The sequence below is a fragment of the Pontibacter sp. HSC-36F09 genome (genome assembly GCF_024171605.1).
GTDB lineage: Bacteria > Bacteroidota > Bacteroidia > Cytophagales > Hymenobacteraceae > Pontibacter.
The window spans coordinates 42,366-63,390 of sequence record NZ_JALKAA010000002.1 but is presented as its reverse complement, the minus strand read 5'-3'; the positions used below and the strand labels follow the sequence as shown (position 1 = coordinate 63,390).

Sequence of the window (21,025 nt, the reverse complement as noted above, 5' to 3'; positions counted from 1 at the left end):
GCTATACCTGTAGGAACAAATTTTACAGCACCGCCCCATTCGCTACCCGATCAGCTATTTCCCTCTATTGGCATTACTCGTTTCCAACTTCCTATGTCTCAAACAAGAAGTGATGAATTGTGAAATAAAAACAGTCACCCTCAGCGACATTGCTCCACTGCAACAAATCAGCAGGCAGACTTTTTCTGAGACCTTCTCAGCCAAGAATACGGCGGAGGATATGAAAAAGTACCTGGAAGAAGAGTTAGCTGTTGAGAAACTGACGGCCGAACTCAGTGACCCAAACTCCGCATTCTATTTCGCGACAATGGATGCTAAAGTAATTGGTTACCTGAAAGTGAATTCCGGCCCGGCACAGACGGAACTGAAAGACGACAAAGGCCTTGAAATAGAGCGTATCTATGTGCTAAAAGAATATCACGGGAAACGTGTGGGTCAATTGCTTTATGATCATGCGATTCAAATGGCGCGTCAAATGAAGGCTGAGTACGTCTGGCTGGGCGTTTGGGAGGAAAACCCAAGAGCGATCAATTTTTATAAGAAAAATGGCTTTGTCGAGTTTGACAAGCACGTTTTCATGCTAGGAGATGACGAGCAGACCGATATCATGATGAAACTTCACTTGTAACGGTATGAGATCTCTCAAAAGGCGTGCTGAATTCTATACCTGGCTGTTGAAAAACTTTGGCTTGAAACCAGCTGATAGCTAGTTTAGCGCTGTTCTTTAAACCTGTAAAACATTGCCCCTGTTCGGGCAGGGACGTTTCGTTCTACTTTTTTTGTCATCCTGGAAGGATCCTGGTAGCAAATAGTATGGGCTTAGCCTCCCGGGGGAAGGAGCCCTCTATTTTAACCAGGTTCCTTAACAGAATGACAGTAAATTTGAGCGTGTTTTCTTAGAATGAAACGACCTTACCTGTTCGGGGAGAGAACCTATCACACAATTTGAGAAACATCCAGGCATTATATGACCAAACGTATACTTCTTTTAGCTTTGATGCTCTGCATCTTCCAACCTTCCATGGCTCAAAAAAGAACTGATGAATTTCTGCGGGAGCTTTTGATAAAAGCTGGCAACGACAGTGTAAATGTGCTGCTCCGCGACCCTGAGAAATACCGCGTGCAGATCATCTATACCAAGATCAACCGCGATAAGAATAATAAGCCTTCTTTCAAAAACTACTATTTTAATCACGACCCGGATCTTTACTTCAACCCGGCCTCTACAGTCAAGCTACCCCTGGCTTTTATGGCCTTGGAGAAGCTCAACACGCTCCGGAAGAAAGGTATAGACAAACACACGCCTGTTGTGTTTGACAGCAGCCAGGCGGGGCAGACATCGCTTTACACAGACGCTACTTCGGCAACTGGCCTGCCCTCCGTCGCGCATTTCATCAAGCGGGCCCTGCTGATCAGCGAGAACGACCCTTATAACCGCTTGTACCAGCTGGTAGGGCAACAGGAGATCAACCGAAGCCTACAAAGTAAAGGCTACAAAGATTCCCGCATCGTGCGGCAGTTCATGGGCTTTACGACAGAGCAAAACCGCCACTCAAACCCCGTCCGCTTTCTGAATGAAGATGGCAGCACCAGGTACTCCCAACCGCCGCTGTACAACACCGATTCCATTGACTTCAGCCAGGTCATAAAACTTGGAAAGGCCCATTACGACAGCCGCGACACCCTGGTACAGGGACCTTTTGATTTTACGGAGCACAACAAGCTGCCCCTGGAGGATCTGCAGCAGCTACTGCAGTCGGTGATGTTTCCGGCCTCAGTACCCAAGAAGCAACGCTTCAACCTCACCAAAGATGATTATAATTTCCTTTACCGCTACCTGTCGCAGTACCCATCCGAGACTTCTTACCCCAAGTATGACACCTCGCTTTTTTATGACAGCTATGTAAAGTTCTTCTTCCGGGACAAAACGCACCGCATGCCGGAGCATGTGCGGGTGTTCAACAAAGTGGGTTGGTCCTATGGATTCCTGACGGATGTGTCGTACGTGGCTGATTTTGAAAACCAAGTGGAGTACATGCTCACAGCTACGGTGTATGTGAACAGCGACGACGTGCTGAATGACGGGAAGTACGACTACGACACCGTTGGCTACCCTTTCCTCTTCCACTTGGGGCAGATCATTTACCAGCACGAACTGAAGAGGGAACGCAAGTTCAAACCCAACCTGTCTGCGTTTCAGGTACAGTATGAAAAACGTGACGAACACGATACCCGGCCTGCGCTGAGTGAGGTGGATAACTAAAGCTGAAAGGTATTGCCGCTATACCTATACCTATACCTATACCTATACCTATACCTGCCTCTTGTTAAAGACTCGTTACAAGGCATGGGTTTCCTCAGGCGGCCTTATCAATCCCCTTCGCCCGGACCTGGTTGTAGTAATTGCAGATTCCGTTCAGCACGCACTTCTCACACCTCGGGTAGGACCAGGTACAGATCTGCTGTCCGTGCTTGAGCAGGTGCTTGTGGAAGTTGAAAAGCACCTGGGCATCTTTGGGCAGCATGTCGAGCAGGATGTCGTGGGCTTTATTGGCTGTGACCTTGGCTCCGATCAGCCCCACCCGCTGGCTCACCCGGAACACGTGCGTGTCGACGGGTAGCACCGGCTTTTTGAAGTTGAACAGTAACACAAGCGTGGCCGTTTTGAGCCCTACTCCCGGCAGTCGCGTCAGCCAGGCCAGCGCCTCCTCCACCGGCATTTCCTCCAGGAAATCGATGCTAAACTCTCCCCGCTCCTCTTTGATGATGCGCAAGGTCTCCTGAATCTGCGGTACCTTTTGCCCCGGGTAGCGCGTCGTGCTGATGGCATCGGCCAAATCGTCAAAAGGGGCATTCATCACCCCTTCCCAGTCTCCGAAGCGCTCCATCATGGTATAGAAAGCCTTCTCTTCGTCTTTGTGATTAGTGCGGTGTGAGAGCATCGTCGAGATAAGCTCGTGCATGTGACTGCGGCGTGGATCAAGCGTCAGGGGCTTGTACTCCTGATTCAGCAGCTCGTGAGTAATCATTATTTTCTCCTCAGCGGGTAGTTCATATCCTTCCATAGCACTCGTGGGTTAGCCAGTTCTTAATTAACGGCTTTGTGCTGATGGCGTTACCGTCAAAATCAGCTGTAAAGGGCCAGCGTGCATGTTCGAACATTTATCTGGAAAAATTGTATTATACTACAACAATTTATTTCAACTCCCGCTATACCTTTAGTCCCAGCCAAAAACGGCACTAACTTTCATTCTATGCAAATCAAATTCCTAGGAACAGGAGGGGCCTTTGACATCGATTACATGAACTCTGCCGCTTTGGTGACGGTACGGGGAAAGTGTGTCCTGCTCGATTGCGGTTTTACGGTCTACCAGACGCTGGTACACAAAAACCTGTTGCATCGGGTAGACCATATCCTGCTCACACATTTGCATAACGACCATTGCGGTAGCCTGGCCAATCTGCTGCTGCACAAGCATGTGGTAGACAAGGCCCCAAAGCCCATTATCCTATACCCAACCGATCAGTTTAAAGCGCAGGTATACGAATTCCTGAAAATACAGGTGAAGGACCCGGACAAGTACGTAGAGTTCATGCCGCTCGAGCATTTTGAAGGTATAAAGGCCGTCGACACCTACGGCATGCACTCAGAGGGGCTGCAGACGTATGCCTACATTTTCGAAGAAGAGGATAACCGCATTGTATACTCCGGCGATCTGGGCAAGCCCGACGTCCTATTCGACAGGCTGAGCCGCATGCCTTCGCTGCCGACCTGCGTGTACCACGACATCACCTTCAACCCCGAAAACACAGGCCATACCTTCTACAAAAAGCTGCTCCCCTACATGAATGGCGTAGAGATGTTCGGCTACCACTGCGACCCGACCCAGAACCCGGAGGACAACCCGATCAGACTGGTGTTCTATCAAAAAGACCTGATGGCCTGAGGATTTTCTGAGGGCTTGTATCCAATTAGTCAAAACATGTGTATCAAATGAAGGTTAATGTTGCAGTTCCGCATTAAACCCGTTGGCACATGACGTTTACAATGACTTTCCGCTCCGAGAATAAGTTGCCTTTCCTGCGCAGGCCGCTGCACATTGCCTATACTGCCATTTTTGTGAGTTTCCTGGCATACACGGGTTTCACCACACCCGATCTGCTCAACTGGCTGCTCGAAAACTCGCTCTCGCTCTCTGTGCTGATCATACTGGCAGCTTTTTACAACATCTTCCGCTTCACCGACACCAGCTATACCCTAATTTTCCTGTTCATGATGCTGCACGTGTACGGTAGCCACTACCAGTATGCCGACAACCCCTTTGGCGAGTGGATGAAAGAGCCATTCAATTTTCAGCGCAACAACTACGACCGCCTGGTGCACTTCGGTTTCGGACTCATGCTCACCTACCCGCTGTATGAGGTGGCGAGGCGTGGCTTCAGTTTGAGCGTGTTTTTGAGCATTGTGCTCACACTATCACTTGTACTGTCGCTGAGCGCGGTGTACGAAATCGTAGAATGGGTAGTGGCCGACCTTGTGTATGATGGCGATGAGCAAGGCATGGCCTACCTGGGCATGCAAGGTGATATCTGGGACGCGCAGAAAGACATGGCGCTCGCTTTCCTGGGAGCCGTCATCGCCATCGGGCTTGCCATCGTACTGCGTCTCCGCAAGCAACCTGCTACTTCTAAAAGTTAGCGCTACAAAAAAAGCCAGCTATACCTGTAGCGGTATAGCTGGCTTTTCATTAGTCTGATTAATGCTTATAAATCACCGCGCTCTGCGGCTTTCTTCATTTTTTCGTTTGCAAAAATCGCGATCTCAACACGACGGTTAGCCTGACGGCCAGCTGCTGTGGAGTTATCGCCTACCGGGTGGTCAAAAGCCCAACCCTGCGTTGTGATACGGCTACGCGAAACGCCCTGCTGGGTAGTATAGCTCGCCACCGACTCAGCGCGGCGCTCCGACAGACGCTGGTTAAGATCGCGGCTACCCGTGTTGTCGGTGTGGCCTTCGATGATGATGTTCGTGTCTTCGTACTTTTTCAGCGTAGTGGCCAGTTGCTGGATGTCCGTTTGCGCATTCGAACGCAGTTCAGCAGAGTTCACGTCGAACAGGATGCCTGAGTCAAAGGTAATTTTGATACCCTCCCCTACACGCTCTACTTTTGCGTTTTCAAGGTCACGGCGCAGCTCTTCTGCCTGCTTGTCCATGTGGCGGCCGATCAGGGCGCCGGCCGTACCACCCACTGCCGCACCAATAATGGCACCTGCTGCTGTGTTACCAGCCACTTTACCGATTACACCACCCACTACGGCACCACTACCGGCACCAATGGCACCGCCTTTGGCCGTGCGGCTGGCATTACAGGAAGTAAATAATAAACCGAATACGGCAAGTACTGCCAAATAAATTCTGATATGTTTCATTGTCTTCGTTTTTTAATTTTCAATTATAGTTGTCAGATTACGCCCTTAATACTCCAAATGCATTAAAATGTTGTATTTACATATAGCAGTTATACTACCCAATGCGACTAACCTCCTACTAGTTAATATGTTAGCAGCACACTATTGGTAACTTGCATTAGGCAAAGTATATACGTAAACCAACAGAAGAATATTCAAAAACACTATATAAATGGCTTTAGGAGCCTGCTAAAGGAGTTATCTGCTGCACAAAAAAGCGCCTGTCAGGTATAGCTGACAGGCGCTCAAGTACAGGTGCTATACCTGATTCCTTACTTTATCTCACCGTTTTCAGCAGCCTTCTTCAGCTCCTCGCTTGCAATGATAATAACCTCCACACGGCGGTTCTGCGAACGGCCTTCGGCTGTTGTGTTATCAGCAATTGGCTGGTCAAACGCATAGCCTTTTGCCTGCATGCGCGATGCATCTACACCTTGGGTGCGGGCATAGTTGGCAACAGACTGCGCACGACGCTCTGACAGCCCTTGGTTCAGCTCACGGCTACCGGTGTTGTCAGTGTGGCCTTCGATGATGATATTCGTGCCTTCGTATTTCTGCAGTGTCGCTACCAGGCCGTCAATGTCTTTTTTGGCTTTGGCGCTCAGTTCAGCAGAGTTCACGGCAAACAGGATACCTGAGTCGAAGTTGATGCGGATAGCCTCGCCTACACGTTCGATCTTGGCATTTTCCATGCTCTTCTCCAGTTCTTCAGCCTGCTTGTCCATACGGCGACCGATCACAGCACCTGTAGCACCACCCACTGCTGCACCAATAATAGCGCCTGCTGCTGTGTTACCCATGCGGTTACCGATGATACCACCTACTACAGCGCCGGAGCCCGCTCCGATGATACCGCCTTTGGTGGTTTTATTCATACCTGTCTTTTCCTGGCCAGTCGTGCTGGTATCAGTTCTGTTACCCGTTGTGGTTGACGTATCGCCTGTTCCAGAAGTGGTAGGAGCTGTAGTCTGGCACGAAGTGAACAGCATGGTAACAGCCAGCATCGATGTCAACGATAGTTTTACTAATTTCATAGTCTTTTGATAAATTTGAAAAAATGGTTTTTGATTGATAGTCGTATTGGTTAATACATTTGCGCATTGCATCGCTTTCGTGCTTTCGCAATACTAATGCCAAACTTAGGCACAATATTGTGCTTTACCCAAACTATTACTTTCATGAGCCAAAAAGGTTTGTTTCCCCTTCTCCAGCTTATATTTTGTCATGTTTGAGTGCTAGCAGAAGAGCCTGTCAGCGACACTAACAGGCTCTTTTAGTCTGAGATATTAATACAATCTGCTTATGATGACTTGGCAGCTTTTTGGATCTTAGCAGTGCCGTTGCTTTCTTCTGCGGCTGGCATGATCATACCCAACAGGTCAACGAGGCGCTGCTTCAGTTCTTTGCGGTCCACGATAAAGTCCAGGAAGCCGTGCTCCAGCACAAACTCTGCACTCTGGAAGCCCTTCGGCAGGTCCTTGCCTATCGTTTCTTTGATCACACGCGGTCCGGCAAAACCGATCAGAGAGCCCGGTTCGGCAATGTTGAAATCACCAAGCATGGCGTATGATGCGGTCACACCACCTGTGGTCGGATCGGTGAGTAAAGAGATATAAGGCAGTTTTTCTTCTGAGAGAAGCGCTAGCTTGGCAGAGGTTTTGGCCATTTGCATCAGCGAGAATCCGGCCTCCATCATGCGGGCGCCACCTGATTTTGAGATCATCATGAAAGGCGTGCGCGTTTTGCGGGCATGGTCGATGGCGCGGGCAATCTTTTCCCCTACCACAGAGCCCATAGAGCCACCGATATAAGCAAAGTCCATGCAGGCGATGGTAATATCCCGGCCTCCGGACTTGCCATAGGCAGTGCGCACGGCGTCTTTCAAACCGGTCTTGCGCTCGGTTTCAACTGTACGCTGCGGGTATGGCTTGGAGTCTACGAAATTCAGAGGGTCACCCGAACTCATGTCCTCGTCCATCTCCGTGAACTTGTTGTCGTCGAACAGGATGGCAAAATACTCCTTGGAGCCAATACGGTCGTGGTAGTTGCACTTCACGCAGGTCTTCAGGTTTTTGCGGTGCTCGGTCATGCTGGTCACCGTTTTGCATTCCGGGCACTTATACCACAAACCGTCCGGGGTTTCCTTCTTCTCCTCTGTCGGCGTGTTAATTCCTTTTTCTACTCGTTTAAACCAAGGCATCATAATCGTATCGGGCGTGCATGCTGCACATTAAATGGTTGTTCCGCCACACTCCTCTTTCCAAATCGGGCAGATTCGGGCACAAATATAGCCTGCTCCGGAATACTCACAAAGGAGCTTTTCCAAAGCAGGCTGTAAAATTAGTTAATAATCAGCAGTTCTGCTACAGATTACGCAAGTGTAATGTCGTTGGCCAGGTATACGTCCTGAATCGCGTTCAGCAACTCCACACCAACTTTCATGTCTTTCTGGAACGCCTTGCGACCAGAGATCAAGCCCATACCGCCTGCACGCTTGTTAATAACGGCTGTGCGTACGGCATCCGCCAGATCCGACTCGCCCTTCGACTCACCACCGGAGTTGATCAGACCGGCGCGGCCCATGTAGCAGTTGGCCACCTGGTAGCGGGCCAGGTCAATCGGGTTGTCAGAAGAAAGCTCAGAGTACATTTTCTCGTGCGTCTTGCCAAAACCGATCGCCTTGAAGCCACCGTTGTTCTCAGGCAGTTTCTGTTTGATGATGTCCGCCTGGATTGTCACACCCAAGTGGTTGGCCTGTGCAGTAAGGTCAGCTGCTACGTGGTAGTCTACGCCGTCTTTCTTGAAGGCATTGTTGCGGGTATAGCACCACAGAATGGTGGCCATACCTAGCTGGTGGGCTCTCTCAAACGCCTCTGCCACCTCAATGATCTGGCGGGAAGACTCCTCAGAACCGAAGTAAATGGTAGCGCCTACGGCCGTAGCGCCCAGGCTCCAGGCCTCGTCCACGGAGCCGAACATGATCTGGTCATATTTGTTCGGGTAGGTCATCAGCTCATTGTGATTGATCTTTACCACAAACGGAATCTTGTGCGCGTACTTTCTGGACATCATCGCCAGGTTACCAAAGGTAGTTGCCACGGCGTTGCAGCCACCTTCGATCGCCAGCCTGATGATGTTCTCCGGATCGAAATAAATCGGGTTTGGAGCAAAAGAAGCACCCGCTGTGTGCTCGATGCCCTGGTCCACGGGCAGGATGGAAAGGTAACCGGTACCCGCCAGACGACCTGTGTTGAAGAGCTGTTGCAGGCTGCGCAAAACCTGCGGGTTACGGTTAGACAGTGAGAACACACGGTCTACAAAGTCAGGTCCCGGTGCATGGATCAGGTCCTTGGAAATTGTTTTGCTTTCATACTGAAGCAGGCTCTCCGCTTCAGAGCCTAGTAAGGAAACGATGTTATCGTACGACATTTTTTTAATGGTTTTAATAAAAGGACGTATTGAATTGCAGGACAAATATATAACGCTTTTGTATACTTCAGAAATTATCATGCCTTCTGATGACCAGCACGGGTATACTGCCCCAACATACCGCATACCTCGCTAAAATGTTGCTCTATACCTGGCACTAAATAACATCATCTCGCCATCTGCTTGTATAGGGCAGGGTTATACCTTGTTATCTTAAATCTAAAACAACCCTATACTCGTTATACAAAGCATTAGCTATAAGAACGTTAGCGCCATGACATGATACATAAACGTCTTACATACGCCTGGCTTCTGTTGCTATTGGCAGGTATAGCCGCCTGCTCTTCTTCCACAAAGATTCTGGGCTCCTGGAAAAGCCCGGAGATCGAAGCCCAGAATTACCGGCGGGTAGTTGTGGCAGCCCTCACCGATAATGTGCTGGCCCGGCAGGAAGTAGAGAATGACCTGGTAGACCAATTGCAGATGCGTGGCATTCAGGCGACCCGCAGCATGGACCTGTTTCCGCCCTCAGCCACAGCTAAAACCCAACCCGATGTCAACCTGCTCATCGAGCGCATTAAAGAAAACGGCCATGACGCCATCCTCACCGCTGCCCTGGTAGACGAGCAAACTGAAACCCGTTACGTGCCTGGAAACATGGGGTACCGCCCCATGACGCGGTTTATGTGGTATGGCAGTTTCAGGGGCTATTATACCTACTGGTACCCTACACTCTACGACCCCGGATACTACACCGAAGACAAGGTATACTACCTCGAAACTAACCTCTACGATGCCAATACTGACCGGCTGGTTTGGTCAGCCCAGTCCAAGTCACACAGCCCTACCAGCTTGCGCAAGGCAGCAAGCAAGTTTGCTGAACTCACTGTGCAGAAGATGACGGAAGACAACGTGCTGCCCTCTGTTATCAAAAAATAAAAAGGCGCTCCATGGAGCGCCTTTTTATTTGTCAGTCAGGTATAGCCTTACTCGTTGTACAGCACGTGCAGCACGGTCTGGCCCACTGCCTTTAAGGTGTTTTTGCTGATAATGTCCATCGTATCGGCATGGCGGTGATGGTAATGGCCGAAGTAGTCGTCCTGGTTCGCCATGTTGTACTCGATGATGTCGATCATGCGTATACCGCCCACTGTGTTCACGTAATAGTGATCGTCGGTAATGGCCGGAGCATTCACATACTTAAAATAGTCGGAGTAACCAATGCGATTGCCGGCGCGCCATACCTTGTCCACGATGTTGCGGGCGTACTGCATGGAGGTGCCTTCGCGGGCAAACTTGGCATTCTCGGCGCCTACCATGTCGAGCAGGATGCCGTAGTTCGCTTTGTAATTCGGCGTATGCTTGTTCTTGCTCCAGTACTGCGAACCCAGACACCAGTCGTCCTGCATGTAAGGATGATCGCTGTTATCCGGGCGTCCGTAATCTTCCCCATCAAAGAAAATGATATCGACGCCTATACCTGGTTTTTGCTCTGCAGCCTGAATGGTACGGGCAATCTCAAGCAGCACACCAACACCGCTGGCACCGTCGTTGGCGCCGTCAATGGGTTTGTTCTGGTCCTTGTCGTCTTTGTCGGCAAAGGGACGTGTGTCCCAGTGAGCGGCCAGCAGTACCCGTTTGGTTGCATTCGGGTTGATGGTGCCGATGATGTTGCGCAGGTTCAGCATAGTGCCATCAAAAGCCTTTGCCTGAAAAGCCTGCACCTGTACCTCAGCACCGTAGCCACGCAGCGTCTCGATAAGCCACTCTCCTGTTTTGTAGTGCTCGGCCGTGTTCGGTACTCGCGGCCCGAAAGCCACCTGCCGATCCACAAAGAAATAAGCAGAGTCCGCATTAAATTCAGGCGCTTGCACAGCGGCAGCCTCCTCCACTTCGGTGGTTGCCACACGCTCGCTACTGTTTCCGTTTTCGGAAGAGTCGCAGCCGTTAAGCCCCATCGCTCCAAACAGCAGCATGGCCAGTAGCTTCATATTATTCTTCATAAGCCCAGTCAATTCCGGTTTTCAGGTCTTTGATCACGATGCCCTGCTTTTTCAGTTCAGCACGGATGGCATCTACCTTGTCATACGCCTTGTTCTCTTTCGCTTCTTTGTAAAAGCCAAGCACCAGCTCCAGCATTTCTTCCATGTCAGCAGTCGGTTCATCCTTCAGACCCAGCACATCGGTTACCAGTTCGGTATAGGTCGTGCGAATGGTATCGAAAGTGCCGCGCGTCAGTGCCCCGATCTGCAGCTGACCCAGGTATAGGCTGTTGATCTTTTTGAGGAGGTTGAATAGCGAGGCGATCGCGCGGGCCGTGTTCAGGTCGTCGTTCAGTCCACGGAAGCAATCTTCGGTCAGTTTCAGCAGCTCATCGTTCAGCTTCTCATCCGGTGTGCCTACACCTTCTTCCGGATAACTTAACTTTTCAAGTACACGCATACCGTTCATCAGCTTTCTGTACCCTTTCTGGGCGGCCTGTAGTGCCTCATTGCTAAAGTCGAGGGTGCTGCGGTAGTGCGCCTGCAGAATAAAGAAGCGGATGGTCATCGGGCTGTAGGCCTGCTCCAGCATCTGGTGGTTGCCGCTGAAGAGCTCGCTCAGATTGATGAAGTTGCCCAGCGACTTGCCCATTTTCTGGCCGTTCACCGTGATCATGTTGTTGTGCACCCAGTAGCGGGCCGCGTCGGAGTGGCTGTGGCTGGCCTGGCTCTGCGCAATCTCGCATTCGTGGTGCGGGAACATCAGGTCTAGTCCACCACCATGTATATCGAAGGTTTCGCCCAGGTACTTGCGGCTCATGGCCGAGCACTCGAGGTGCCAGCCCGGAAAGCCGTCGCTCCAGGGCGAAGGCCAGCGCATGATGTGCTGCGGCGATGCTTTTTTCCAAAGCGCAAAGTCCAGCGGCGAGCGCTTTTCGCCCTGCCCCTCGGTGTCGCGGGTATTGCTCAGCAGGTCTTCGATGATGCGACCGGAAAGCTTGCCGTAATTGTGATCTTTGTGGTAGGCTGGCACGTCAAAATAGACCGATCCGTTAACCTCATAGGCCATGCCGTTCTCCAGTATCTCCTGTATCATCTGGATCTGCTCAATGATGTGGCCCGAGGCACGCGGCTCAATATCCGGCGACTTCGCGTTGAGCGTCGCCATGTCCTGCTGGTACACGTTGGTATAATGCTGCACCACTTCCATCGGCTCGAGGTGCTCCAGTTTGGCTCTTTTCTGGATCTTGTCTTCGCCTTCGTCGGCGTCGTTCTCCAGGTGACCTACGTCGGTGATGTTGCGCACGTAGCGTACTTTGTAGCCCAGGTATTTGAGGTAGCGGTACAGCACGTCGAAGGTAACGGCACTGCGGGCATGGCCCAGATGGGGTTCGCCGTACACTGTCGGCCCGCAGACATACATTCCCACGAAGGGCGCGTGCAGCGGTTCGAACAGTTCTTTTTTGCGCGTGAGCGTGTTATACAGGTTGAGTTTGTGTTGCATGGTATCGGTATAGGAAGTGCATGCGAACAGGGCATGCCTTCTGTTTATACTTGATCTTTCCGGTTAACCTCGCTGGCAAACCAAAGTTCAAAATTAAGAAAATATACCGTCAGTGCCTTACTCCTCCTTCGGCTTGATGACATAGGTGGCCGAGATCGGGAAGTGGTCAGAAAGCGGCATTTCGTAATGCGTTTTAAAATCGTAGGCCTCCAGGCCGTCGCTGTAGAACTGATTATCAATACGCAGAAAGGGCAGCGGACCGTTGTAAGTGGCCCCCACTCCATTGCCGGCTTTCTCAAACGAGTTGTTCAACTCGCTTACCAACTGGCTGTAGGTATAGCTAAACGGAATGTCGTTGAAGTCGCCCGAAACGATAACCGGATAGGGCGAGGTTTTCACATGATCCAAAAGTTGCTGTACCTGCAGCGCCCTTGCCCGGAAACCCATGCGCAAACGACGGGCCAGATTGCGACTTTCTTTCTTGAAGCTCACTTCGTCACCTATTGCCGAGTAAGTATTCTCGATATCTGCTGCTCTGATGCTCATCGACTGCAGGTGAACTGCGTAGATCCGGACAGTATCTCCTTTCACATTGATATCTACCCAGGCGGCCCGGTTGGCGCTGCGCTCAGGCGTATTCGGGAAACGAATGGTGTTCCCTCTGATGATCGGATACTTCGAGAAGATGGCTATACCTAGATCGGCTTTCACGCGATCGCCTTGGTAAGTAGAAGCAAACACATACCGGTTATACCTTTTCCCGATCCGGTTAAAGTTGTTAAACTCAGTAGAGTTCACCCGGCTGTAAAACTCCTGCAAACAGAACACATCGGCAGGGTGCGTTGCTACCCAATCCACCATCTCTTCCGACACACGCGGTACGCCTTCCACAATCTGTTCGTAAGCGTTAAAGATATGCACGTTGAAACTAAGTACTTCGAGGGTTTTAGCGTCAGCAGGCACCTCTTTGTCCCATGATATAGACACCAGCCGGCCATAGTGGTTCCAACCAAGGCCGATCACAGCGAGCGGTAGAAACACATACCATGAGCGCTTCAGCAGCCAGTAAATGAAAAACAGGAAGTTGAGTACCAGCGCACCGGGAAGCGAGAAAGCCATGAAGCCCGCAGGCCAGAATTCGTAGGGAGGCACGCGCATGCTCAGCACCCCGAGCAGCAGCCAGAGCACTACCAGAATGTTAAGGATCAGCCAGATTTTCCGGCGTATGCGTTTGAATGTACCTGCCACGGTGGCAAACTTACAAATTATGCATGTAGGAATATCAAGCCTCGCTTCAGAATATATTCAGATGCGGCGGCAGTACCGTTTTTAAAAAGCAGAACTTCTCTCGCGCCGGTTCATGTTACTGACCCGAAGCCCATTCGGTAGTCTGCTATAGGGGCTCAAATACCGTCCGAAATCTCCAGAAACCAGATAATTTACAGCGCACTTCCACACATATTGTTGTTTATATAATGTTTTTATAGTAAATTTGTGACATTATTTCCAAGGAGATGAGGGGACGCAAGGTCCCCTTCTTTATTTTCTTTAATTTAATATGGCAATAACGGCACAAAGTATTCGCGCAATGGTGGAAGCCAGCCTACCGGAAAACGACCTGTTCATCGTAGATGTGGCGGTGTCTGATTCGGCGGTGCGCCCCAAGATAACCGTGCTGGCTGACGGCGAGCAGGGCATCACGATAGACCAGTGCGCCAGCATCAGCCGCCGCGTTAATGCGAAGATCGCAGAGGAGTATGGCGAGGAGGTGTCTTATGTGTTGGAGGTAAGCTCACCGGGGGTGGATTTTCCGCTCACGCAGCCGCAGCAGTATAAGCGAAACATCGGCCGCAACCTGAAGCTGAAAATGCAGGATGGCACCGAAAAAACCGGCAAGCTGGAAGAAGTAACAGAAACAGGTATAAACCTGACAGAAGAAATCAAACAAAAAGGCAAAAAGGCAACGTATGAGCCTGTGCAAATACCCTTCGGGGAAATTGTAAAAGCAAATGTTGTAATCTCATTTAAATGATAAGATAATGAACAGTTCAGTCCTGATCGAGTCGTTCGCTGAATTCGCGAAATTCAAGAACATAGACCGCCCGACGATGATGCGCATCCTGGAGGATGTATTCCGTACCATGATCCGCAAGAAGTGGGGCACCGACGAGAACTTTGACATCATCCTGAACGTGGAGAAGGGTGACCTGGAGATCTGGCGCAACCGCGAAATCGTGGACGACAACTCGGAGGACATCTGGGATCATGATAAGATCGCCTTATCGGAGGCGCAGAAAATAGAGCCTGACTTTGAAGTGGGAGAGGAAGTGTCGGAAGAAATACAGCTCGAGGACTTCGGTCGCCGTGCCGTACTGACCGCCCGCCAGACGCTCATCCAGCGCATCAAGGACATGGAGAAAGAACTCCTGTTCCAGAAGTATAAAGATCTTGTTGGCGAGATTATCTCTGGTGAGGTATACCAGGTATGGAACCGCGAAGTACTGCTGCTCGACCAGGAAGAAAACGAACTGCTGATCCCGAAAGGCGAGCAGATCCCGAAAGACCGTTACCGCAAAGGTGATGTAGTGCGTGCCGTGGTACAGCGCGTTGAGATCGTGAACGGTAATCCGAAGATCATTCTTTCCCGTACATCTCCTGCATTCCTGGAGCGTCTGTTCGAGAACGAGGTGCCGGAGATTTACGACGGACTGATCGCCATCAAAAAAATTGTGCGTGAGCCCGGCGAGCGAGCCAAAGTAGCCGTAGAATCGTTTGACGACCGTATTGACCCGGTAGGTGCCTGCGTGGGCATGAAGGGTTCCCGTATCCACAGCATCGTGCGCGAGCTGGAGAACGAGAACATCGACGTGATCAACTACACCGATAACCTGGAACTCTACATTCAGCGCGCGCTTAGCCCTGCTAAGATCACCAGCATGAAGATAGACAACGAGAACGGTCGTGTATCCGTGTTTCTGAAGCCGGACCAGGTATCGCTTGCGATCGGTAAAGGCGGCCAGAACATCAAGCTGGCCAGCAAGCTGGTAGACATGGAGATCGACGTGTTCCGTGAGTCGGAAGTGTACGAAGAGGACATCAGCCTGGAGGAATTCACGGACGAGATCGAGGACTGGGTGATTGCAGAACTGCGTCGCATCGGCCTGGACACGGCCAAGAGCGTACTGGCCATTTCGAAGGAAGACCTGCTTCGCAGAACAGAACTGGAAGAAGAGACGATCGACAGCGTGCTCTCCATCCTACGCGAAGAGTTGGAAGAAGAAGACAATCAATAGTTGTGAGTTGCGCTCCGTTACTGTAATTTTGAAAAATATTCGGGACGGGGCGTAGTTCTATACCTTGCAAGGCAACTATAGTATATTAACAGAATAATAAAGACAGCATATCAGAACATGGCAGAAGACAAAATCAGGAGGCTCAAACAGGTTGCAACTACTTTAAACATTGGTACAGCTACCATTGTGGATTACCTCTCTGCTAAAGGCTTTGACGTGGAAAACAAACCCACCACCAAAATCACGGCAGAGCAGTTCGGTATGCTGGCTAAAGAGTTCGCCTCTTCCATGCAAGACAAGATTGAAGCGGAAGAACTGAACATTGGCAAGAAACCACAAAGCAACCAGATAGTGGAATCGGAGCCTCATCACGAGCCAAAGAAAACATCGGAGCCTGAGCAGGAGATCCTGATCAAGAACGCGCAGCAGCCGAAAAACGAAGCCCCGGAGGCGAAGCCAAAAGCGGAGCCAGCACCGGCGCCTGTTGAAGCAAAGCTTCCAGGTATAAAAGTGCTTGGCAAAATAGAGCTTGACGCTAAAGGCCGTCCTATACCTAAGCCAGCCACCCCTAAAGCGGAAGAGCCGAAGGCACCTGCAGTTGAACAGCCGAAAGCCCCGGAAGCGAAAGCGCCGGAACAGGCAGCCCCAGCCCCTGCACCTCAGGTAGAGAAGCCTGTGGAGAAACCGGCAGCGCCTGTGCAGGAAACACCTGCCGCGGAAGTGCCTAAAGCTGAAACTCCTAAGGTGGAAGCTCCAAAAGTTGAAACTCCACAGCAACCGGCAATGCCTCCTGCCCCTGCTGCGGAACAGAAACCAGCTGAAAAACCAGTTGAAAGAACACCAGCTCCTGCGCAAGCGGCGGCACCACAGGCACCGGAAAAGCCGGCACCTGCTACTCCTGAAGAAAAAGGACCAGAACAAATAGAAACAATTACAGCAAAAGCCGACCAGCTGAAAGGCCTTACGGTGCTGGGCAAGATTGAATTGCCAGACAGCTCCCGTAGAAAAGGTACTAAGCCGGTAGCGTCTTCTGATGACAAGAAGGCCGGTAAGAAGAAAAAGCGCAAGCGCATTATTGTGGCCGGCCCGGAACAGGGTGGCAACCAGAACCAGGGACAAAGTGTTTCCAATCCACAGGCTCGCCCTATCCAGCATACGGGTGGCGGCGGCGGAGGCTATCAGGGCAATCGTCCGGGACAACGTCCTGGCGGTGGCGGACCTGGAGGCCCAGGCGGCCGTGGACCACGCAATGCTCCGGGACCACGTGTAGAAAAAGCAGAAGTAACGGATAAGGAAATCCAGGAGCAGATCAAAGCGACGCTTGCGAAGCTGAGCGGCGGCAAAGGAGGCGGTGGTAACCGCGCCAAATACCGTCGTGAGAAGCGCTCTGCTATTGCGGATGCGACAGAAGAGCGTCGCCTGATGGAGCAGGCAGAGTCGAAGACCCTGCGTGTAACAGAATTCGTGTCAGCTAATGACCTGGCAGCGCTGATGAACGTGAGCGTGAACGATGTCATCAAGGTATGTATGCAGCTGGGTATGTTCGTATCCATCAACCAACGCCTTGACGCCGAAGCCATCACCATCATTGCAGACGAGTTTGGTTATGCAGTGGAGTTCATCACATCAGAAGATGAGCAGGCGCTGGAAGAAGCGCTAGAAGAAAACGAAGAGGATCTGTTGGATCGTGCCCCGATTGTGACCATTATGGGTCACGTTGACCACGGTAAAACTTCCCTCCTTGACTATATCCGTAATGCCAACGTAACAGCTGGCGAGGCCGGCGGTATCACGCAGCACATCGGCGCCTACAAGGTGCAGACAGAGAGCGGACGTACCGTTACCTTCCTGGATACGCCGGGTCACGAAGCCTTTACGGCCATGCGTGCCCGTGGTGCCAAAATAACGGACGTTGTTATTATCGTGGTGGCGGCCGATGACTCGGTGATGCCACAGACAAAGGAGGCCATCAATCACGCACAGGCAGCCGGTTCTCCTATCATCATTGCACTTAACAAGATAGACAAACCAGCCGCTAACCCAGATAAGGTTCGTGAAGAGCTCGCTCAGATGAACATCCTGGTAGAGGAATGGGGCGGCAAATACCAGTCGCAGGAAATCTCAGCGAAAACAGGACAGGGTATACCTGACCTGCTGGAGAAAGTATTGCTGGAGGCTGAGCTCCTGGAGCTTAAAGCTAACCCAGACAGAAATGCCGTGGGTACGGTTATCGAAGCATCGCTTGACAAAGGCCGTGGCTACGTAGCAACGGTGCTGGTGCAGACTGGTACGCTGAAAGTAGGTGATGTGGTACTGGCAGGCTCCCACTACGGTAGAGTGAAAGCTATGACCGACCACCGCGGCCGCAAGATGAAAGAGGCAGGCCCATCCACCCCGGTACAGCTGCTGGGTCTGGACGGTGCACCACAGGCCGGTGACAAGTTCCAGGTGATGGAATCGGAGCGCGAGGCACGTGAAATCGCTACCAACCGGGCACAGGTGCAGCGTGAGCAAAGCCTGCGTACCCGCAAGCACATCACCCTGGATGAAATCGGTCGTCGTCTGGCCATTGGTACGTTCAAGGAGCTTAACGTAATTGTGAAGGGTGACGTGGACGGTTCCGTAGAGGCACTTGCTGACTCCCTGTTGAAACTGTCTACTGCCGAGGTGCAGGTGAACATCATCAGCAAAGGCGTAGGCGCTATCTCAGAATCTGACGTGTTATTGGCTTCCGCTTCTGATGCGATCATCATCGGTTTCCAGGTACGTCCTTCACAGAACGCCCGCAGACTGGCAGAGCAGGAACAGATTGACGTTCGTCTGTACTCTATCATCTACGATGCGATCAACGAAGTGAAAGACGCGATGGAAGGCATGCTTGCTCCTACCATGAAAGAGGAGATTACGGGCAACGCCGAAGTTCGCGATGTATTCCGCATCACGAAGGTTGGTACGATTGCAGGTTGTATGATCACAGACGGCTCTATTCAGCGTAACTCCAGAGTACGTCTGGTACGTGACGGTATTGTGGTACACGACGGCGAGATTCTGGCACTCAAGCGCTTTAAGGACGATGTGTCTGAAGTACGCCAGGGTTACGAATGCGGTATCAGCCTGAAAGGATACAACGAGATCGAGATCGGTGACGTAATCGAAGCTTACGTAGAAAAAGAAGTGAAGCGTACGCTGTAATACAGCTGCATCATGAATCATAAAGAAGGCTCCTGCGAAAGCGGGAGCCTTCTGTTTTTGGGCAGTCAGCAAAACCATCTTGAAGTAGCGGGCACTGGCTATACCTGAAAAAGGATAACTATACCTGACCACTTGCTTTACCTGAGAAAGGCTATATCTGAATACAGCAGAGCTATCCTACTTAATTAAGAGCACGTTTGAGGTAATGAAACCCCATCTACTAATTCTGTCAACATAAGTAGATGCTCTTCGGTACATCCATGCCCCGAAGCTTTGTCGAGGCCCTTATCCAAATCCTATAAACTTAAGGAAACGCTCTACGAGATTGTCCACATACCCATAAATCAAAATATAGATTACGCGGGTCTGGAGACCCTATACCGAATCAGATTGATCAATCCGAATCAGGCATAGGAAAATAAAACGCACTGACCAATCGCAAGGTATACCTGCTGAAATAGTGTAGCTATACTTTGAAAGAGCTTTGCCAGCTTCTAAATCAAGTCTCACCTTTACCCTTCTTTAGTGGTAAGGCTATACCTCAAATCCTGTCTTAATGTATAGCAAAAACAAGCCATATATGTTGCGCGCCTCGCTTATACTATACAGGATCAAAAAAAAGCCCCGCCTGAATAATCAGGCGGGGCTTTTAAATGCATTCGGGGTGTTCTATTACAATGAATACCGGGCAAGACGACGCTTGTCGCGCTTGTGCTTGCGGTGCATTTCTTTCTCTTTTTTCAGAATGGCTTCCATGCGCTTGCTGCCTTTGATGCGGTCTTTGGTAAAGCGGGTACGGTTCGAATTTTCATAAGCATTCCAACGTGCGTCCATACCTGAAGCGCGTGCGCCGACGGCATCAGCGGTAGTACCCTTTTCCTGCACCCGGGCAGTACCCCAGTATTCGTCTTTCCCGGAGTTCAGCGAAGTGCTCGAAGAACTGGAAGTTTGTGCCATCGCATCGGACACAAACAGGAGGAAAGACAGAGAGAATAGTAACGATATGATTTTTTTCATAAATCCACTTTTGATAATGTATCTATACAACGTACATTATGCGCTAAAGTATACATTTTTAGTGAATAACAAGAAGTGGTAATTAAAAGTTTACTATTCGAATTTGTAAGATAACCCTATTCCCATGGTTTCTTTCAGCTGCAAACGAGGTCCTTTCCCATCCATTGTACCATCACCGCTGCGGTCAATATCGATCAAAATATCATCATCATAGATCATGTGCACAAAGAGACTGGCCGACAAAAACTTATTCACCTTAAAGTTTACCAGGTTCTCCCAACTCACATCAATGTTCTTGGCATTGTGCAGGTAATTGGAAAACAGATCGGCTTTGGATTGGAGGGTCACATTTTTGAATATCTCATTCCGGAAGCGCACATTCACAAAGCCCCCGAACTCTTCGCGCAGTCGCTCCCCGGTGCCAGGTATAAGATTGCCTTCCAGGTCACTCCGAGCGGGCTCCACCCCAAAAGCCCCGTAGTCCGCCATGCGCTGGTTGAGCACAGCCGTGAATTTGCCGGTAAAAGGTGAAATGAAAACCGACAGCTTGGGATTGGGTTTGTAGTCCATACCGATGGAGGCCAACACAAAAGCGGGCGCCATGAAGTTAGAGACCACCGAGTCGCGCTCGGGGGTATAGGTCGGGCTGATCTGGGTGCGGGTATTGAGCTGCGCCGTATAAAACCATTTGCTCGAAGCCTGGCGCCCATACTTCAGGTTCAGCTCCAGGCGATCGTCGCTTTTGCGGAGGCGCTGCTCCTGCAGTTTCACAGTGCCATAGGTTAGATCCAGGGTATTGTTCCAGGTGTTTTTGCCCTTTTTGTAGTTGCCGTAGATATTCAATATACCCAGGGCTGAGAGCGAACTCTCCCCCCCGGCTGCCCAATTGCTCAGGCTCACCTGACTGAAGTTGATCGTGCCGGTACCGCCGAAGTCCCAGATGTTCGGCACTGCCGCCGTATCGGCCGGAGGGTTTTGGACAGGGGCCGGGATGTCCTGGGCAGAGGCAGTGGCTAAGCTAAAATATGAAGAGATAAGAAACAGGAAAAGAAAGCGCAATAAAGCCTTAAGCATGAGAATAAGGTATAAGGTGAGCGTACTGTATTTACAAATTGCACAAATATAACAAATCCAGACCA

General features: G+C 50.8%; 18 protein-coding genes. 8 read left to right on the top strand and 10 right to left on the bottom strand.

Annotation, left to right across the window (positions count from 1 at the left end; translation table 11 throughout):
* Nucleotides 1-67: 67 nt before the first annotated feature.
* Nucleotides 68-628 carry a GNAT family N-acetyltransferase gene (locus tag L1278_RS06330; RefSeq protein WP_371927318.1) on the top strand — a complete coding sequence of 187 codons (561 nt, stop codon included), beginning with the start codon at nt 68-70 and terminating at the stop codon, nt 626-628.
* Nucleotides 629-1,021: 393 nt separating this feature from the next.
* Nucleotides 1,022-2,263, top strand: a complete 1,242-nt coding sequence (locus L1278_RS06325) for a serine hydrolase (protein ID WP_253402047.1) — start codon at nt 1,022-1,024, stop codon at nt 2,261-2,263.
* A 94-nt stretch (nt 2,264-2,357) separates the two neighbouring features.
* Here L1278_RS06325 and nth read toward each other — a convergent pair whose 3' ends face one another.
* Nucleotides 2,358-3,065: an endonuclease III gene (nth, locus tag L1278_RS06320; RefSeq protein WP_253402045.1), complete on the bottom strand. Its 708-nt coding sequence runs from the start codon at nt 3,063-3,065 to the stop codon at nt 2,358-2,360.
* Between the two features lie 189 nt (nt 3,066-3,254).
* On the opposite strand from nth, the gene L1278_RS06315 reads away from it, so the two are divergent.
* Together L1278_RS06315 and L1278_RS06310 are read left to right on the top strand one after the other, a co-directional pair.
* Nucleotides 3,255-3,947 carry an MBL fold metallo-hydrolase gene (locus tag L1278_RS06315; RefSeq protein WP_253402043.1) on the top strand — a complete coding sequence of 231 codons (693 nt, stop codon included), beginning with the start codon at nt 3,255-3,257 and terminating at the stop codon, nt 3,945-3,947.
* An 89-nt stretch (nt 3,948-4,036) separates the two neighbouring features.
* Nucleotides 4,037-4,699 carry a DUF2238 domain-containing protein gene (locus L1278_RS06310; RefSeq protein ID WP_253402041.1) on the top strand — a complete coding sequence of 221 codons (663 nt, stop codon included), beginning with the start codon at nt 4,037-4,039 and terminating at the stop codon, nt 4,697-4,699.
* A 65-nt stretch (nt 4,700-4,764) separates the two neighbouring features.
* Here the strand turns inward: L1278_RS06310 and L1278_RS06305 are convergent, their stop codons facing one another.
* The 4 genes from L1278_RS06305 to L1278_RS06290 all read right to left on the bottom strand — a co-directional run bounded on the left by L1278_RS06305 (nt 4,765) and on the right by L1278_RS06290 (nt 8,898).
* Nucleotides 4,765-5,430: an OmpA family protein gene (locus L1278_RS06305; RefSeq protein WP_253402039.1), complete on the bottom strand. Its 666-nt coding sequence runs from the start codon at nt 5,428-5,430 to the stop codon at nt 4,765-4,767.
* 311 nt (nt 5,431-5,741) lie between these two features.
* Nucleotides 5,742-6,503, bottom strand: a complete 762-nt coding sequence (locus tag L1278_RS06300) for an OmpA family protein (protein ID WP_253402037.1) — start codon at nt 6,501-6,503, stop codon at nt 5,742-5,744.
* A 266-nt stretch (nt 6,504-6,769) separates the two neighbouring features.
* Nucleotides 6,770-7,669, bottom strand: a complete 900-nt coding sequence (gene accD / locus L1278_RS06295) for an acetyl-CoA carboxylase, carboxyltransferase subunit beta (protein ID WP_253403327.1) — start codon at nt 7,667-7,669, stop codon at nt 6,770-6,772.
* Between the two features lie 170 nt (nt 7,670-7,839).
* On the bottom strand, nt 7,840-8,898 hold the full coding sequence (locus tag L1278_RS06290; protein ID WP_253402035.1) for a class I fructose-bisphosphate aldolase: 1,059 nt from the start codon (nt 8,896-8,898) through the stop codon (nt 7,840-7,842).
* 279 nt (nt 8,899-9,177) lie between these two features.
* Between L1278_RS06290 and L1278_RS06285 the strand changes: the two genes are divergently transcribed.
* Entirely contained in the window at nt 9,178-9,837 is a 660-nt protein-coding gene (locus tag L1278_RS06285) for a hypothetical protein (RefSeq protein ID WP_253402033.1), read from the top strand.
* A 47-nt stretch (nt 9,838-9,884) separates the two neighbouring features.
* On the opposite strand, the gene L1278_RS06280 is transcribed toward L1278_RS06285, so the two are convergent.
* The 3 genes from L1278_RS06280 to L1278_RS06270 form a co-directional block, all read right to left on the bottom strand.
* Complete coding sequence (locus tag L1278_RS06280; protein WP_253402031.1) at nt 9,885-10,901, bottom strand: M28 family peptidase; 1,017 nt, start codon at nt 10,899-10,901, stop codon at nt 9,885-9,887.
* Nucleotides 10,891-12,384 carry a cysteine--tRNA ligase gene (gene cysS / locus L1278_RS06275; protein WP_253402029.1) on the bottom strand — a complete coding sequence of 498 codons (1,494 nt, stop codon included), beginning with the start codon at nt 12,382-12,384 and terminating at the stop codon, nt 10,891-10,893. The genes L1278_RS06280 and cysS overlap by 11 nt, the downstream gene beginning before the upstream one ends.
* 117 nt (nt 12,385-12,501) lie before the next feature.
* Nucleotides 12,502-13,632, bottom strand: a complete 1,131-nt coding sequence (locus L1278_RS06270) for an endonuclease/exonuclease/phosphatase family protein (protein WP_253402027.1) — start codon at nt 13,630-13,632, stop codon at nt 12,502-12,504.
* Between the two features lie 310 nt (nt 13,633-13,942).
* On the opposite strand from L1278_RS06270, the gene rimP reads away from it, so the two are divergent.
* The 3 genes from rimP to infB all read left to right on the top strand — a co-directional run bounded on the left by rimP (nt 13,943) and on the right by infB (nt 18,869).
* The gene (gene rimP / locus L1278_RS06265) at nt 13,943-14,416 is read left to right on the top strand and encodes a ribosome maturation factor RimP (RefSeq protein ID WP_253402025.1); all 474 of its coding nucleotides are present in this window, start codon (nt 13,943-13,945) and stop codon (nt 14,414-14,416) included.
* A 7-nt stretch (nt 14,417-14,423) separates the two neighbouring features.
* Nucleotides 14,424-15,677, top strand: a complete 1,254-nt coding sequence (nusA, locus tag L1278_RS06260; RefSeq protein ID WP_253402023.1) for a transcription termination factor NusA — start codon at nt 14,424-14,426, stop codon at nt 15,675-15,677.
* Nucleotides 15,678-15,794: 117 nt separating this feature from the next.
* Nucleotides 15,795-18,869 (top strand): translation initiation factor IF-2, encoded by a 3,075-nt coding sequence (gene infB, locus L1278_RS06255; protein WP_253402021.1) that lies wholly within the window; start codon nt 15,795-15,797, stop codon nt 18,867-18,869.
* A 672-nt stretch (nt 18,870-19,541) separates the two neighbouring features.
* Here the strand turns inward: infB and L1278_RS06250 are convergent.
* Nucleotides 19,542-19,886 (bottom strand): hypothetical protein, encoded by a 345-nt coding sequence (locus tag L1278_RS06250; RefSeq protein WP_253402019.1) that lies wholly within the window; start codon nt 19,884-19,886, stop codon nt 19,542-19,544.
* A gap of 93 nt (nt 19,887-19,979) precedes the next feature.
* Complete coding sequence (locus tag L1278_RS06245; RefSeq protein ID WP_253402017.1) at nt 19,980-20,960, bottom strand: DUF3078 domain-containing protein; 981 nt, start codon at nt 20,958-20,960, stop codon at nt 19,980-19,982.
* Nucleotides 20,961-21,025 lie beyond the last annotated feature (65 nt).